Annotated in this window: 12 protein-coding genes; 8 read left to right on the plus strand and 4 right to left on the minus strand. The window is 59.9% G+C overall.

Annotated features, from left to right (window positions below):
- The first annotated feature begins 49 nt into the window (after nucleotides 1-49).
- The 4 genes from AAAX35_RS00905 to AAAX35_RS00920 all read left to right on the plus strand — a co-directional run bounded on the left by AAAX35_RS00905 (nucleotide 50) and on the right by AAAX35_RS00920 (nucleotide 3,279).
- The gene (locus AAAX35_RS00905; protein ID WP_055310039.1) at nucleotides 50-310 is read left to right on the plus strand and encodes a HypC/HybG/HupF family hydrogenase formation chaperone; all 261 of its coding nucleotides are present in this window, start codon (nucleotides 50-52) and stop codon (nucleotides 308-310) included.
- Nucleotides 310-1,422, plus strand: a complete 1,113-nt coding sequence (hypD, locus tag AAAX35_RS00910) for a hydrogenase formation protein HypD (RefSeq protein ID WP_349116429.1) — start codon at nucleotides 310-312, stop codon at nucleotides 1,420-1,422. Before AAAX35_RS00905 ends, hypD begins: the two co-directional genes overlap by 1 nt.
- A gap of 48 nt (nucleotides 1,423-1,470) precedes the next feature.
- On the plus strand, nucleotides 1,471-2,505 hold the full coding sequence (gene hypE, locus AAAX35_RS00915; protein ID WP_349116430.1) for a hydrogenase expression/formation protein HypE: 1,035 nt from the start codon (nucleotides 1,471-1,473) through the stop codon (nucleotides 2,503-2,505).
- 105 nt (nucleotides 2,506-2,610) lie between these two features.
- Nucleotides 2,611-3,279 carry an HAD family hydrolase gene (locus tag AAAX35_RS00920; RefSeq protein WP_349116431.1) on the plus strand — a complete coding sequence of 223 codons (669 nt, stop codon included), beginning with the start codon at nucleotides 2,611-2,613 and terminating at the stop codon, nucleotides 3,277-3,279.
- 493 nt (nucleotides 3,280-3,772) lie between these two features.
- Here the strand turns inward: AAAX35_RS00920 and AAAX35_RS00925 are convergent, their stop codons facing one another.
- On the minus strand, nucleotides 3,773-4,330 hold the full coding sequence (locus AAAX35_RS00925; RefSeq protein WP_349116432.1) for a hypothetical protein: 558 nt from the start codon (nucleotides 4,328-4,330) through the stop codon (nucleotides 3,773-3,775).
- A 236-nt stretch (nucleotides 4,331-4,566) separates the two neighbouring features.
- Nucleotides 4,567-5,103 (minus strand): PTS glucose transporter subunit IIA, encoded by a 537-nt coding sequence (locus tag AAAX35_RS00930; protein WP_349116433.1) that lies wholly within the window; start codon nucleotides 5,101-5,103, stop codon nucleotides 4,567-4,569.
- Nucleotides 5,104-5,680: 577 nt separating this feature from the next.
- Between AAAX35_RS00930 and AAAX35_RS00935 the strand changes: the two genes are divergently transcribed.
- Nucleotides 5,681-6,853 (plus strand): Fic family protein, encoded by a 1,173-nt coding sequence (locus AAAX35_RS00935; protein ID WP_035136612.1) that lies wholly within the window; start codon nucleotides 5,681-5,683, stop codon nucleotides 6,851-6,853.
- A 353-nt stretch (nucleotides 6,854-7,206) separates the two neighbouring features.
- On the opposite strand, the gene pyrE is transcribed toward AAAX35_RS00935, so the two are convergent.
- Nucleotides 7,207-7,890, minus strand: a complete 684-nt coding sequence (pyrE, locus tag AAAX35_RS00940) for an orotate phosphoribosyltransferase (protein WP_154518188.1) — start codon at nucleotides 7,888-7,890, stop codon at nucleotides 7,207-7,209.
- 437 nt (nucleotides 7,891-8,327) lie between these two features.
- On the opposite strand from pyrE, the gene mgtA reads away from it, so the two are divergent.
- A complete protein-coding gene (gene mgtA, locus AAAX35_RS00945; RefSeq protein WP_349116434.1) occupies nucleotides 8,328-11,096 on the plus strand; it encodes a magnesium-translocating P-type ATPase in 2,769 nt (922 codons plus the stop codon).
- Between the two features lie 181 nt (nucleotides 11,097-11,277).
- On the opposite strand, the gene AAAX35_RS00950 is transcribed toward mgtA, so the two are convergent.
- Nucleotides 11,278-12,822 (minus strand): helix-turn-helix domain-containing protein, encoded by a 1,545-nt coding sequence (locus tag AAAX35_RS00950; protein WP_349116435.1) that lies wholly within the window; start codon nucleotides 12,820-12,822, stop codon nucleotides 11,278-11,280.
- Nucleotides 12,823-13,199: 377 nt separating this feature from the next.
- Here AAAX35_RS00950 and AAAX35_RS00955 point away from each other — a divergent pair, with 377 nt between their 5' ends.
- Entirely contained in the window at nucleotides 13,200-13,937 is a 738-nt protein-coding gene (locus AAAX35_RS00955) for a DUF4428 domain-containing protein (protein ID WP_035136607.1), read from the plus strand.
- Nucleotides 13,938-13,961: 24 nt separating this feature from the next.
- Nucleotides 13,962-15,284 carry a hypothetical protein gene (locus AAAX35_RS00960; RefSeq protein ID WP_349116437.1) on the plus strand — a complete coding sequence of 441 codons (1,323 nt, stop codon included), beginning with the start codon at nucleotides 13,962-13,964 and terminating at the stop codon, nucleotides 15,282-15,284.

Consider the following 15,284-nt stretch of genomic DNA (forward strand, 5'->3'; position numbering starts at 1 on the left):
TGGATTATCAAGCGCCCGTCCAGCGCAAAGCGTATAAAAGGGGAACAATATGTGCCTTGCCGTTCCCGGTAAAGTAGTCAAACGCGACGACGACCTCAAGGCCACCGTCGACATGATGGGCATCGAGCGCCCCGTGTCGCTGCGACTCGTGCCGACGGCGCAGGTTGGCGACTATATTCTCGTACACGCCGGCTTTGGCATCCAGATTGTCGACGAGCAGGAGGCACAGGAAACGCTCGAGCTTGTTAATGCCATGTCCGAGCTGGTCGAAGAAGACCAGCTGACCACCAACCCGGCGGAGGCTTACTAGTGGCGCCCGAGCAGCCGGCGCGCTCCGGTATCGATTTCTCGGCATTCCGCGATCCCAAGCTGGCTCGCGAGCTCATCGAGCGCATTCATGAGCTTGCCGGCGACCGCGCCATCAACCTTATGGAAGTCTGCGGCACGCATACCGTGAGCATCGGGCGCTATGGCTTTCGCTCCATTATGCCGGCCGGGCTCAAGCTGCTGAGCGGCCCGGGCTGCCCCGTCTGCGTCACCGCCAACCGCGACATCGACCACGCAATCGCGCTCGCCAACATAGACGGCGCCATCATCACCACCTTTGGCGACATGATGCGCGTGCCCGGATCGTCCACCTCGCTCGCTGCACAAAAGGCGGCAGGGCGTGACATTCGCATTGTGTACTCCCCGCTCGATGCACTCGACATTGCCGAGCAAAACCCCGATCGCCCGGTTATTTTTATGGGCGTGGGCTTTGAGACCACAACGCCCACCATCGCCGCCGCCATCTTGGAGGCCGAAGCGCGCGGGCTTTTGAACTTCTCGGTCTATTGCGCCCACAAGACCACGCCGCCGGCGTTGCGCGCCATCGCCAACGATCCCGAGACCGCCATCGACGGCTTTATCCTGCCGGGACACGTCGCCACCATCACGGGCTTGGCGCCCTTTAGCTTTTTGGTCGATGAATTCAATACCCCGGGCGTGGTCACGGGATTTGAACCGGTCGATATCCTGCAGGGCATCTGCATGCTGGTCCAGATGGTTGTCGAGGACAGGCCGGCGATTGACAACGCCTACCGCCGTGGCGTCAACGCAGACGGCAACCCCGTGGCGCGCCAGCTGGTCGAGCAGGTGTTTGAGCCATGCGACACCACGTGGCGCGGGCTGGGGCCGATTGCCAACTCGGGCCTTTCCATCCACCCCGAGTTCTCGCGCTTTGATGCCCGCGTTCGCTTTGACGTGCCCGTTGAGCCGACGGTTGAGCCGCGCGGATGCCGCTGCGGCGACGTGCTGCGCGGAGCCATTACGCCGAGCAGCTGCCCGCTCTTTGGCCGCACCTGCACGCCCGAGTACCCCGTCGGCCCGTGCATGGTGAGTTCCGAAGGCAGCTGCGCGGCGTACTACCGCTACCGCGACTAGCCCGGGCACACCCGCACACCGGCACCACCCACGATTGGAGTTTTCGATATGTCCCATAGCGTTACCGATAGCACCGTCCTGCTGGGCCACGGCTCCGGCGGCCAGATGATGAAACGCATCATCGATGAGGTCTTTTTGGATGCCTTTGGGTCGCCCGAGCTGCTCGAAGGCAACGATGCCGGCATCGCCGCGCTGCCCGCGAGCGGGCGCATCGCCATGTCGACCGACAGCTTTGTAGTCTCGCCGCAGTTCTTCCCCGGTGGCAACATCGGCCGCCTCGCCGTGTGCGGAACCGTCAACGACGTCGCGACCTCGGGCGCCAACGTGCGCTACCTGTCGTGCGGCTTTATCCTCGAAGAGGGCTATCCCATGGATAGGCTCCGCCAGATTGTGCAGACGATGGCCGAGACGGCGCACGAGGCGGGCGTGTCCATAATCACGGGCGACACCAAGGTGGTCGAGCGCGGCGGGGCCGACGGCGTCTATATCAATACCGCCGGCGTGGGCGAGGTGCCTGCGGGCGTGGCGCTCAGCGGCGCAAACTGTCAGCCCGGCGATGTCATCCTGGTCTCGGGTACACTGGGCGACCACGGCATCGCTATCATGAGCCAACGCGAGGGCCTAGCGTTTTCGAGCACGATCGAAAGCGACGCCGCACCGCTCAACCACCTGATTGCCGATGTGCTTGCCGCAGCACCCGACACACGCTGCTTTCGCGACCCCACGCGCGGTGGCTTGGCGTCCACACTCAACGAGTTTGCCCAGGCCAGCAATATTGCCATGGAGGTCGACGAGGATGCCGTGCCTGTGCGTCCCGACGTGCAGGCCGCCTGCGAGATGCTCGGCTACGATGTGCTGCAGGTGGCAAACGAGGGCAAGATGGTTGCCGTCGTGCCGGCCGAGCAAGCCGATGCCGCGCTGAGCGCCATGCGCGCCGCCCGCTACGGCGAGAATGCCGCCGTCATCGGTCGCGTGCTGCCGCTTGCCGAGGGCGCCCGTCCCGCCGTGCGCGTGCGCACCGGCTGGGGTTCGACCCGCATCCTCGACATGCTCGTAGGAGAGCAGCTGCCAAGAATTTGCTAACGACAAAGGCTCAGGGCTATTAAAGATATTCAGATTCCAAACATGCCCGGCACGCATGCCCAGTATCATGGGGTGCGTTTTACAACTCAAGCGGCAGGAGCACCCATGGCAGCAGCTTTTTCCCATGTGATCTTTGACCTGGACGGCACCATTCTCAACACGCTCGAGGACCTGGCGGCCGCCGGCAACCATACCTGTGAGGCGCACGGCTGGCCCACGTTTGCCGTTGACGAGTACCGCTACAAGGTGGGAAACGGCATGCTCAAGCTGGTTGAGCGCTTTATGCCCGCCGAGTACGCAGGCGACGGCCGCATGTTTGAGCAGACGCTTGCCGAGTTTAGGGCTTACTACGGCGAGCACAAGGAGGACCACACCGCCCCCTATGCCGGCACGATTGAGATGCTCGACCGCCTGCGCGCCGCGGGTGTGCAGCTTGCCGTGCTCACCAACAAGGACCACGTCTCGGCGGCTCCGCTTATCGAGAAGTATTTTGGTTCCGAACGCTTTGCGCTGGTGCAGGGCCGCGTCGATGCGTTTCCCCCCAAGCCCGAGGCGCCTGTTACGCTACATGTGATGGAGGAGCTGGGCGCCAATCCGGCAACCACGCTCTATGTGGGCGATTCCAATGTCGATATCCTGACCGGCCACAACGCCGGCCTTAAGAGCGCAGGCGTCAGCTGGGGCTTCCGCGGCCGCGCAGAGCTGGAAGCCGCCGGCGCCGACTACGTGGTGGACACCCAGGGCGAGCTCGCAGCGCTGATCCTGGGCGAGTAACGAGCGACACTGCTTAACGCAGCTGCGACAATTCTTCCGCGCGGAAAGCGCATCCCGTTTTGGAGCTCCGGAATGGGATGCGCTTTCCGTTTGAGGCGCATCAGGGAAACCGCATCCCGTTTCAGAGCAATATTCCGGGTCGCACTTTCCGCAACCCACCCCATCCGGAAAATGCGACCCACTATTCGGCCAAAAACCGGGTCACGGTTTCCCAAGCAATCGATGCAACGCTGGCACAAGGAGTGTCCCCAACTGCCGGCAGAAAAGGAACGTCCCCAGCTGCCGCCTTCCCAATGACCACCATGGCAACGCCGCAGGTAGAGAACGGACAGCGAAAACGCCCCTAAGCGAGCAAGGTGACGTGAAATGAAAGGGCACTGACCTTCTGGTCGCGCCCTTGAAATTGAACGTCAGATTGCCGCTTAGGGGCGTTTGCAGCGTCGAGCAGTTACGGCGTTTGGTAAAACGCCGTAACGAACTACCGCGCAACGAACTAGCTCAGCATTGCATCCATCATCTCGGAGTTGACGGAGTCGTCGGCAGACCACTCACCGTCGTCGTTGCAGGTGTACTTGAAGATAACCGTGGTCTTCCTGGGCTCGGTGGCCTTGGTCACATCGACCATAACCTGACCGGCCATCTTGTACAGCTCGTCATCGGAAGGAACCGTGTCAAGCGCAGCGACCTTCTCCTGATACTGGGTGGAAAAGTCCTCGACGATCTTGTTCATGGACTTGCAGGTGATAGAGACCTCGGCGGTCGCGACGCCCTTGTCCTCGTCGACCGTCACGTCGCCGATCTTGTAGTCAAAGCCCTTGAGATAGGTCTTGGCATACTCCTTGGGATCGATACCCAGCTGCTCGAACTCGTCGCCCGAAGCCTCCTCCAGACCAGAGAGGAAGTCGTCGCCACCGTTCTTGACCTCGTCAAACTGCGTCGTAAGATCCTCGGTGATGAGCTCCTCAACCGAAGGACCTCCACAGCCGGAAAGCACGACCACACATGCAACCAAGACGGCCATGAGGGGCGCAAGCAGCAGCTTCTTTTTCATGTTGTTCCTCCCAATGAGCGGCACTGCGCTTCCCAGACGCGGCGCACGTTGTAATAAGTAAGCCCATACTATCCGCTTATGAACACCCTCGGCAACGCGAAGGCGCGGTCGGTTCGTTTTAGCGTCCGAACGGTTTGCAAGCCCGCCCAACGTGCAATAAAACGCTTTCCCGCGGTGCAATAAAAAAAGTGGCCGGAAAACCCGACCACCCTTGCACATCCTTTGGATGCCGCAGATTACTTGCGGACAACCTTAACGATGACGTCACCGGCGGCGACGGCAGACTCGGCCTCGACGGCGAGCTCGACATCGGCAAACTCGGCGGTGTTGGACACGGCCACGACGACGCAGTCCTTGTAACCGGCGGCAGCGATCTTGGCGCGGTCGATCTTGAGTATGGGCTGGCCGGCCTTCACGATGTCGTCAGCCTTGACGAAGCCCTCGAAGCCGTCGCCGTTCATGTTGACGGTATCGACGCCAACGTGCACCAGAACCTCGATGCCGCTATCGGACTGCAGGCCCACGGCGTGACCCATGGTGACGGTCACCTTGCCGTCGCAGGGAGCGTAGACCAGGTCGTCCTCGGGCCACACAGCGCAGCCCTTGCCCAGAACCTCGCCACCAAAGACGGGATCGGGCACGTCGGCCATCTTGATGACCTTGCCCTTGACGGGCGAGCACAGCACGTCGGCGCCAGCAGAAGCAGAGATGGAGGCCGGAGCAGCGGCAGCCGCGGGCTCAGCCTTCTTCTTGAACATGTCAAACAGACCCATACGTTTTCTCCTCTTGATTAAGCGCAACGTTGTGCGCATGCCTACGGTAATTATAGTGCCAAATGGTTCAAATGCTAAGGTGGGGACTCGAATCGCGAGCCCTTCCCGGTAGTGCTCGTGGAATGAGCGTCTCCTTTGCATCGCGGATCGATAAGCCGAGTATCGCCCGCGCACGGGACGGGCAGAAGCGGGCGCGCCAAACCCGGCACTTCTTTTCGCTCTCGAGTCCTGTCGCCGCCTTGTCCCTAACACTTCCTGACACCGACCGAAACGTGCCAAAATAAACCTGTCCTTTTTGGCAGGTTTGGCGAGTGTGGATTTTTGGACGCTTAACTAGCGAACGTGGATAATCTCCCACTTTGAGGCCGTCACCGAGCCAAAAACGGGAGATTATCCGCTCTCATTTTGGACAACCCCCCCCTGTACCAAGCCGAGCTCCATGGTCAAGTAATAACGACTTCTCATCATTAGATTGTTTACATCAATTCTAATAACTATTTAATCATTAAACTCGTTATTAGAATTGATATGATTAGCCTAATAACGAGTTTCCGGCACTAAAGATATGGAGGGCGCGATGCAAATCGAGGAGAACGGCCAGGGAACGCTCCGCAATAATCTATCGGGGAAATTGGCTTACTATTCGTTTTTTCCAACGCCCTTGCAATCATTGAGGCAGCTAAACCTCACCGAGGAAACCTATCGCACGCTTTCCGCATGCTCACGAAAGCTTGGAGAGCTTGAAGGCATGCTCTACTTTGTTCCCAACGCCGACATGTATCTGACAATGTACGTGCGCAAAGAAGCACTCCTTTCTTCGCAAATTGAAGGAACCCAGTGCACGTTTGACGACCTACTTAGTCCATCGCAAACACAACTCCATCATAAAGATGTCGCAGACGTCGTGAATTACGTCCGTGCTGTCGACCGCGGCGTAGAACTGCTCAAAAAGATGCCCTTGTGCACGAGACTTCTTAGGCAAGTTCATGCGGTCCTGCTGGACGGAGTGCGCGGAACGGAGAAGAATCCAGGCGAGCTGCGCTCCTCACAAAACTGGATTGGCCCCTCAGGCTGCACCATTGCAACCGCATCGTTTGTCCCTCCAAACATTGAAGATTTGAGTAACACGCTCCAGGACCTCGAACGCTTTATCAATGAGCCTCAAGTCGAAATGGATCCGATTGTGCGGGCGGCGCTCGTCCATTACCAATTTGAAACTGCCCATCCATTCCTAGACGGAAACGGTCGCCTGGGCAGGCTTCTCATTACACTTATGCTCATCAATGATGGCGTTCTTCATTCTTGCTTGTTCTATCCATCGTTCCAGTTCAAGAAAAATCGAAGCGAGTACTACCGGCAACTCACATCCGTAAGGGAGAGAGGCACTTACGAGGAATGGATAGAGTTTTTCTGCAACAGTCTTCTCGAGAGTGCGAAGGACTCGGTAGGGTCTTTAAAAAACCTTGTTGACCTCCATAACCGTTCCACAGCAACCATTACCGAAAATCTCGGAAGGACCGCTGCAAACGGGCAAAGGCTGTTGGGCATTCTTGAAGAGCACCCCATCGTCGACACCGCATTCATCGCTGCCCAACTCGATATCGGCAGGAGTACCGCGAGCTCGCTTGTCAAATCATTTGAAGAATTGGGTATCCTCCGTCCGCTCGACGAGTCAAGACAGAGATACCGGCAGTACGGGTATGAAGAGTATCTTTCGATTCTCAGGGAAGACGCCGAGCCGATTAGATAGGCATCGCAGCCCAGGCAAATTAAAGCGAGCGTGGATAATCTCCCACTTTGAGCCCGCACACAGGCCAAAACCGGGAGATTATCCACGCTCATTTCTGACTAGTCATTTAAGAACGTCCCCAATGACTACTCCGGCATCGCCGATGTTTCGGCAACGACAGCGAACGGGCCGCATTCGGAGCAAGACGACGCCGCAGGTAGAGAACGGACAGCGAGCGGGTCGCATTTGAGACAAGGTGACGTGAAACGAAAGGGCGCTGACCTTCTGGTCGCGCCCTTGAAGTTGAACGTCAGATTGTCCAAATGCGGCCCGCGCAGCGTCGAGCAGTTACGGCGTTTGGTAAAACGCCGTAACTACTCCTGAGCTCCGTACTGCTCGTAGTAGGCGTCGATGGCGGTCTTGAGCTCGTCATCGATGACGACCTTGCCGTCGATCTCGTGGTTATAGAGGGTCTCGACGACCTCGGCCATGGAGACGATGCTCGCGACGGGGAAACCGTACTTGGCCTCGATCTCCTTCTGGGCGGTGGTCACGCCACCCTTGCCGACCTCCATGCGGTTGAGGGACACGATCAGGCCCTTAATCTCGACATCGGCAGCAGCCTTGACCTTGGGATAGGTCTCGTCGATGGACTTGCCGCTGGTGGTAACGTCCTCGACCATGACCACGCGGTCGCCGTCCTGGGGCTCATAGCCCAGCAGGTTACCCTTGTCGGCGCCGTGGTCCTTGGCCTCCTTGCGGTCGCAGCAGTACTTGACCTCCTTGCCGTACAGCTCATGGTAGGCAATGGCGGTCACGACGGCCAGCGGAATACCCTTGTAGGCCGGTCCAAACAGCACGTCAAAGTCGTCGCCAAAGTTATCGTGGATGGCCTGGGCGTAATACTCGCCCAGCTTCTTGAGCTGATAGCCCGTCACGTAAGCGCCGGCGTTCATAAAGAACGGGGACTGACGGCCGCTCTTGAGCGTAAAGCTGCCGAACTTAAGGACGTCGGACTCGACCATAAACTTGATGAACTCTTGCTTGTAAGCCTCCATGCGGGCTCCTCTCGTAATCGCGTACGTGCCTTCCAGTTTAGCGCAGGCGAAGCGTAGATGCGGGCGCGCTTTGGGGCCACGGCATTCTGTAAAGGCTTTGTCAGGGGGAATGGTTTTCCGAACAATGGGGTTGACATGTCAAACCCCCTCATCAAGAATACGGGCGGATTAAAAAGGGGTACAAGATACCCAAAGCGCGCTGCGCTCAGCCTTTAGGAGGTGTGCCATGGAAGGCAGTCCTAGTCGAAAAACCTGCATGTCGCCCTCGGCACGCCGCGAGGACTCCGCACACGCATAAACGCCACCGGCAGATCGCCAAAACCACCACAAAGGCGCGCTGCACCCTTTGTGGGCTCAAGAGCTTGACGTGAGCGACATCTAGGTTTTTTGATGCAAATACGACACGTACGCTAACTCCCCTCAACAAGGAGGACCCTATGCTGATGCTCAAAACCGTCACGGTACTCGAAGCCATCTCCAAGCGCCGCCGCACGGCGCGCCCTGCCGCTCATACCGGTCTGTCCAAGAACACCATATTCGCCGCCACCCATAGTGCCGAGGACGCCCTCGTACTGCTTGACGCCACGGCAAACGGCCTCACCGTCGAGCAGGCAACTGAGCGCCTGAACGCCGTCGGCCCCAACACCATCGAGGCAACGACCAAAACGCTCGCCCGCCGCATCGCTGACGCGTTCATCGATCCCTTCGCCGGCATCCTCGCCGCGCTCGCACTGGTCTCGCTCTACATCGACGTGCTCGCCGTGCCCGAACCGCAGCGCGACCCCTCCACGGTCATCGTCATCGGCACCATGCTGCTGGTATCGGGCGGCATGAAGTTTATCCAGGAAGCCCGCAGCGGCAATGCGGCAGAGGCCCTCAAGGACCTGGTCTCCAACACTTGCACCGCCCTGCGCGACGGCGGGCGCATCGAGATCCCCTTCGACGAGCTCGTCCCCGGCGATGTAATCCGCCTCTCTGCCGGCGATATGGTGCCGGCAGATGCCCGCATCATCACCGCGCGCGACCTGTTTGTGATCGAGTCCGCACTCACCGGCGAGAGCGAGGCCGTCGAGAAGACCACCGCCGCCACCGTCGTCGAGGGCACCGACGGCTCCGCACTACCACTCTCTGCCTGCAAGAACATCGTCTTTACCGGCACCTCCGTGCAAAACGGCGCCGCCATGGCGCTTGTCGTTGCCACAGGCTCGGACACCTACCTGGGCGGCATCGCCAAGATGCTCAACGGGCGCGGCGAAAAGAGCGCGTTTGACCGCGGCGTCTCGAGCGTCTCCATGTTGCTCGTACGCCTGATGCTCGTTATGGCGCCGGCCGTCTTTGCCATCAACGCCGCCACCAAGGGCAACGTCATCGACGCGCTGCTGTTCGCCACAAGCGTGGCCGTGGGCATCACGCCGCAGATGCTTCCCGTCATCGTGACCACGAGCCTGTCGCAGGGCGCCAAGGACCTCGCCCGTCGCCAGGTTATCGTCAAGGAGCTGCCGGCGATTCAAAACCTCGGAGCGATGGACGTCCTGTGCTGCGACAAGACCGGCACCCTCACCGAAGACCGCATCGTGCTCGAGCGCTACCTCAACACCGATGGCAACGAGGACGCGCGCGTGCTGCGCCATGCGTTTTTGAACAGCTTCTTCCAGACCGGCCTCAAAAATCTTATCGACCTGGCCGTAATCGACCGTGCCGATGTGACGCCCTCGACCGTCGTGCCCGATTCTATGCTGGGCCAGAGTCTGCGCGACCGCTACACCAAGGTCGACGAGGTTCCCTTCGATTTCTCGCGCCGTCGCCTGAGCGTAGTTGTCGCCGACGCCCAAGGCAAAACCCAGATGGTTACCAAGGGCGCCGCCGAGGAAATGCTCGAGATCTGCTCCTTTGTCGAGATCGATGGCATCGCTCAGCCGCTCACCGACGAGAAGCTCGCCCAGATTCGCAAGCAGATCGCCGGACTTAACGCCGAGGGCCTACGCGTAATTGCCGTGGCGCAGAAGACCAATCCGCGCTGCGTGGGCGAGTTTGGCATCGCCGACGAGTGCGACATGGTGCTGATGGGCTTTTTGGCCTTCCTCGATCCGCCCAAAGCAAGTGCCGCGGGCGCCGTCGCCACCCTCGAGGCCAAGGGCGTGGCGGTCAAGGTCCTAACCGGCGACAACGACCGCGTCGCCGCCACCGTCTGCGAGCAGATTGGTATCGATGCGAGCAACGTCTTGCTCGGCTCCGAGATCGATGCGCTCGATGACGCCGAACTTGCCGAGCGCGCCGAGAAAACCCACCTCTTCGCCAAGCTCTCGCCGCTGCAGAAGGCGCGCCTGGTACGTGTCATGCGCGAGATGCTCGGCCACACCGTGGGCTTTATGGGCGACGGCATCAACGACGCCGCCGCCATGCGTGCGAGCGATTGCGGCATCTCGGTCGATTCGGCCGTCGATATTGCCAAGGAATCCGCCGATATCATCTTGCTTCAGAAGGACCTGGGCGTGCTCGAGCGCGGCATCATCGAAGGCCGCCGCACTTACGGCAACCTGCTCAAGTACCTCAAGACCACGGTGAGCTCCAACTTTGGCAATGTGCTGTCCGTGACCGTCGCGAGCCTGTTCTTGCCGTTTTTGCCCATGAGCGCCCTGCAGCTGGTACTGCTATCGCTGGTCTACGAGATCGTGTGCATCGCACTGCCGTGGGACACCGTCGATGACGCCTGGACTGCCCGCCCGCGTGCCTGGGGCGCCGCGTCCATCAAGGGCTTTATGCTCGAGCTGGGCCCCGTGAGCTCGCTGTTTGACATCGTGACCTTCGCCGCGCTCTTCTTTGTCGTGTGCCCCGCCGCCGTGGACGCAAGCTGGTCCGAGCTTGCCGCCGCGGGCGACGTCGCGGGTATGGCGACCTTTGCTGCGCTCTTCCAGAGCGGCTGGTTTGTCGAGTCCATGTGGTCGCAGACACTCGTGGTCCACATGTTGCGCTCCCCGCATCTGCCGAGCCCGCGCGACCACGCCGCGCCCGCATTGTGCGTTCTTACCGTGCTGGGCCTGGCGCTCGTCACCTGGCTGCCGGCAAGCCCCATCGCCGATGCGCTCGGCCTCATGCCGCTGCCCACGAGCTTTTTTGGGCTGCTCATTGGCATCGTTACCGCCTATATCGCGCTCACCCAGCTGGCGAAGCGCCGCTACATTGCCCGCCACGGCGAGCTGCTGTAGCAAGTAGACGGAAAACACCCTGCCAGCTGCCGTTGCCACTACCACAGCTGCCAACGCCGCTGCCGTTGCCTCTGCCGCCGCCGCAGTCTATCCCCCCAGCAGTTGCGGTGAAATAGTTCCTGTTTAAAGCCCCGTGACTTTAATTTAGGGACTATTCCACCGCGACTTATTGGGAGATTAGCTAGTCCTTGGGTGTCCAGGACCAGAAGAAGTTGATGAGGGCCATGCGCGAGGCGGGGCCGGTCTTTTTGTTGATCGAGGAAATGTGACGATAGAGCGTGGAGCGCGAAAGGAAAAGCGTTGTGGCGATGTCCTGAACGCTCTGGTCCGAAACGACCAAGACCTCAAGAATATCGTGCTCGCGCTCTGTAAGCCCAAAGGTGGCGACGAAAGCATCGAGGCGTTCATCGGACGTGAGCTCCGCTGCCCACACGGGCTCGGGGTCGGAGCGTGTGGGCGCAAGATCCCCACCAAGATCGTCGGTGGCAAGCGGCAGGCCACCCTGCATCACGGCATCATCGGTTCGTTGCCCCAACTGCCCCAGCAGCGTAATCGCAATGCCCACAAACATCACGAGTGCCGCACCGATCGCAGCCAGCACGTTTTGACTCGAGATGATCGCCACCGCCGGCGCCGTCACGAGCATCGAGCACATGTTGTTGACGACGCGACCCATGCACGGCCAAAAATATGACCAGCGCGCATAGAGCGAGACGGCGGCATATTTTGTGGTAAAGAACACCACAAAGAAGCCCGAGCCCAGATAAAAGATGATTGTGGCAGCAAGCTCGTTGCCGCCATTGCCATCGACGATGAGCACAAAGAACGAAAGCGTGGACAGTATGGCGGCACATGTCATGCCGATATTCATATACGAGCGGCCGTGCAGGTCAAATAGGACGCCGGCAGCCAACGAGCTCACGACAAGCAGCAGGCGCGGCCAGTCACCCAAATCAACGGCTCCGGTAGCATGCAAGGTTGTGAGACCCGCGTTGAGAGCGGCGAATATGCCGGAAAGATACGCCGTCGCCACGGTCAGGCGGACCACGGCGCGGCGGAATGCCGCCTTTGCCTTGGGATCGTCTTGCCACTTGGCGCCATATTCCAAAGCATCTACCGAAAGCCCAGCAACACTGGGTTCAAAGCTGGGATCGGACTCGTCGCGCAGCTTGGCGCGTCGGGCACCGTGGAGCAACGCCACCTGCGCGATCGCACAGACAACCAGAACAGCCTGCTGAGGAATGCCGGCAGGCATCACCATGTGGTTGAGGACCTGCACCAGCACGCCCATGACGTAAGAAAGTGCGGCGGCGCGCGCCAAGCAGGGCGTCCGCGCAAAGCGCCGTGCAAAGCTTGCGTAGGCAGTCGATCCGCAGTAGCCCAACGCGCAGCACGCCACCAAACTGCCGGCAATTACCACCTCAACCTGAACCGCCATAATCAACAGCAGCAATGCCGCCACCAGCAAAACGCCCGTGACGTCACTCGTTGCGTCGATAGCATGGGGACGGCGATAGTACAGAATGGGACGCACAAAGAAGCCAATCACGCTCGCGCCGATGACAAGGCTCTCATAAATAACGACCTCGTTCGGAGACACGAACTCGGCCATGCGCGCATCAAAAAGATACTCGCACGCCAAAAACGTGAAGAAGAACAGCGCCAGGCATATAATCTCCCGAATGCCCCGACGCAGATATGCGGTTGTGTCTCCCATGTCCCTCATGGTTAACCCCCATTCGCTCAATTGTCTGGAAATCTATTTTAATAAAGAACCAGTCTCAATATCGAAGCCGAGCTCGAAATGCTGCCAATTCGACCCCAGCCGTCCACATCACGCCGCGATTTTGAGCCGCATGGACCAGAAGGGACACGCGCGATCTCTAGCTCGGCCAGGAGCGTCTCCAACTACCACTCATTTAAGTACGTCCCCAATGAGTGCCCAATGACTACCCGCGGCAAGGAGTGTCCCTATGTGTCGGATGAAAAATGGGCCATGTGTCCCAGTTGTGGAGACTCCTTGAGCCGTCTGGGTATCGCGAAGGATCGCGCACTCCCCCATCATCAAAAGTGACACACGCTACCAGTTGATGGGAGGCAGCCATGGGCTTCTTTGACAAGATGTTCGAGAAGAAAGAGTGCGCGATTTGCGGTACCGAGCTGGGACTTCTAGGTAAGACAAAAATCAATGAAGGCTACCTGTGCAAAGAGTGCGCCGGCAAGCTCTCCCCCTACTTTCACGGCTATCGCTCCAGCACCGCGGACGACATCCGTGAGCAACTCGCCTACCGCGAGGCCAACGCCGAACGCCTGTCTTCGTTCAACCCCACGCGCACGCTTTCTGCCGGGCGCACCAATATTATGCTCGATGAGGACGCGGGCCTGCTGATCATCACTTCGCAGAGCCGCTGGCGCGACGCCAATCCCGACATCATCGAGTTCTCGCAGGTACTCGGCTGCGATATGGATATCGACGAGCATCGCACCGAGATCTATCGCGAGACCAAGGACGGCGAGCGCGAGAGCTACAACCCGCCGCGCTACGACCTGGATTACGACTTTAATCTGACCATCCACGTCAACACGCCGTACTTTACCGAGATCAACCTGCGCGTGAACGACTCCACCATCGATCAGCGCGGCTCCATCGAATACCGCGAGGCCAAGCGCCAGGCAACCGAGGTCCGCGACGCGCTGGTGCAGCTGCGCCAGGAGACGCGCGACAGCGTCGTGGCCGCCAAGGCCCCCAAGACCGCGGTGACCTGCCCCTTCTGCGGTGCAACCACCATTCCCGATGCCAGTGGGCGCTGCGAATACTGCGGCGGCGCCATCGGCGCATAGCCTCCGGCAGCGAAAGGACCGATCATGGCCTTCGAGAGCGTCAACTATCAGTGCCCCGCGTGTGGCGGCCCCCTTCACTTTGCCAGTGCCGAGCAAAAGCTCGTCTGCGACTACTGCGATTCGCGTTTTGAAGTCGAAGAAGTCGAGGCCCTCTATCGCGAGCGCCAGGACAAGGCAGATGCCAAAGCCGATGCCGCAGCCGCGGCCCCCAAGCCTGCTGTCGACGATGCCGTGCAGGAGCTGGCTCAAAACGCCGGCTACATCTGTTCGTCGTGCGGCGCCGAGCTCGTGTCCGACGGCACCGTCGCCGTCACCACCTGCCCGTACTGCGGCAACTCCGCCGTGGCGCCCGGCCAGCTCTCTGGCGACTTCTCGCCCGACCTGGTAATTCCGTTTAAGCTCGGGCACGACGACGTCACGGCCGCACTCAAGGAACACTACAAGGGCAAGGTCTTGCTGCCCAAGAGCTTTGTCACCGGCAACCACATCGAGGAGGTCCAAGGTGTCTACGTGCCGTTTTGGCTCTACGGCGCCCGCGTGGATGGCGAAGTGTACTTTGACGCGACCAACGAGACCGTGACCGAGGAATCCGACCGCACCGTCACGACCACCGACCACTACGATGCCTATCGCAAGGGCAATATCTCGTTTAAGCGCGTGCCCGTCGACGGATCGTCCAAGATGCCCGACGGCCACATGGACGCCATCGAGCCGTTTGACTACGACGCACTGCGTCCGTTCTCGGTCGCATATATGCCCGGCTACATCGCCAACCGTTACGACGAGGACTGCGAGACCTGCAAGGCGCGCGCCGAGCGCCGTATGGAAGAAAGCACGATCTCGGCCCTGCGCGAGACCGTCGTCGACGAATACGACGATGCTACGGTCGAAAGCAAGCAGCTCGACTACACCTGGGAAGACAGCGACTACGCCCTGTTCCCCGTCTGGATGCTCTCCACCTCGTGGAACGGCAAGAGCTACCTGTTTGCCATGAACGGCCAGACCGGCCGCTTGGTCGGCGAGCTCCCCTGCTCCAAGCCCAAGCTCGCCATCGCCTCGGTGCTGTTCTTCGTGATCGGATTTATCCTCTCCCAGATTCTCTTTATGGGGGAATACGCCTTCGATCCGGATTACCTCATCTTTGATATCGAGGGCATCCTCATCAACATCATCGCGCCGCTGATCATCGTGATTATCGGAGACGTGCTACTGGTAGGCCAGCTCAAGACGGCCAACGAAGCAACCCATGCCGATGAGTATTGTGGCGAGCTCGACCTGACCGAGAAGCACGACACCTTCAGCCACACCGAGACCACCGTTGTCATGAAGGACAACAAGGACGATTAG

The organism is Collinsella sp. CLA-ER-H11 (genome assembly GCF_040092445.1).
Lineage (GTDB): Bacteria > Actinomycetota > Coriobacteriia > Coriobacteriales > Coriobacteriaceae > Collinsella.

Excerpts from the sequence above, each read along its gene's own strand:
- AAAX35_RS00905 (WP_055310039.1), top strand. The coding sequence starts at position 50 with ATGTGCCTTGCCGTTCCCGGTAAAGTAGTCAAACGCGACGACGACCTC.
- hypE (WP_349116430.1), top strand. The coding sequence starts at position 1,471 with ATGTCCCATAGCGTTACCGATAGCACCGTCCTGCTGGGCCACGGCTCC.
- AAAX35_RS00920 (WP_349116431.1), top strand. The coding sequence starts at position 2,611 with ATGGCAGCAGCTTTTTCCCATGTGATCTTTGACCTGGACGGCACCATT.
- AAAX35_RS00925 (WP_349116432.1), bottom strand. The coding sequence starts at position 4,330 with ATGAAAAAGAAGCTGCTGCTTGCGCCCCTCATGGCCGTCTTGGTTGCA.
- AAAX35_RS00930 (WP_349116433.1), bottom strand. The coding sequence starts at position 5,103 with ATGGGTCTGTTTGACATGTTCAAGAAGAAGGCTGAGCCCGCGGCTGCC.
- AAAX35_RS00935 (WP_035136612.1), top strand. The coding sequence starts at position 5,681 with ATGCAAATCGAGGAGAACGGCCAGGGAACGCTCCGCAATAATCTATCG.
- pyrE (WP_154518188.1), bottom strand. The coding sequence starts at position 7,890 with ATGGAGGCTTACAAGCAAGAGTTCATCAAGTTTATGGTCGAGTCCGAC.
- mgtA (WP_349116434.1), top strand. The coding sequence starts at position 8,328 with ATGCTGATGCTCAAAACCGTCACGGTACTCGAAGCCATCTCCAAGCGC.
- AAAX35_RS00950 (WP_349116435.1), bottom strand. The coding sequence starts at position 12,822 with ATGAGGGACATGGGAGACACAACCGCATATCTGCGTCGGGGCATTCGG.
- AAAX35_RS00955 (WP_035136607.1), top strand. The coding sequence starts at position 13,200 with ATGGGCTTCTTTGACAAGATGTTCGAGAAGAAAGAGTGCGCGATTTGC.
- AAAX35_RS00960 (WP_349116437.1), top strand. The coding sequence starts at position 13,962 with ATGGCCTTCGAGAGCGTCAACTATCAGTGCCCCGCGTGTGGCGGCCCC.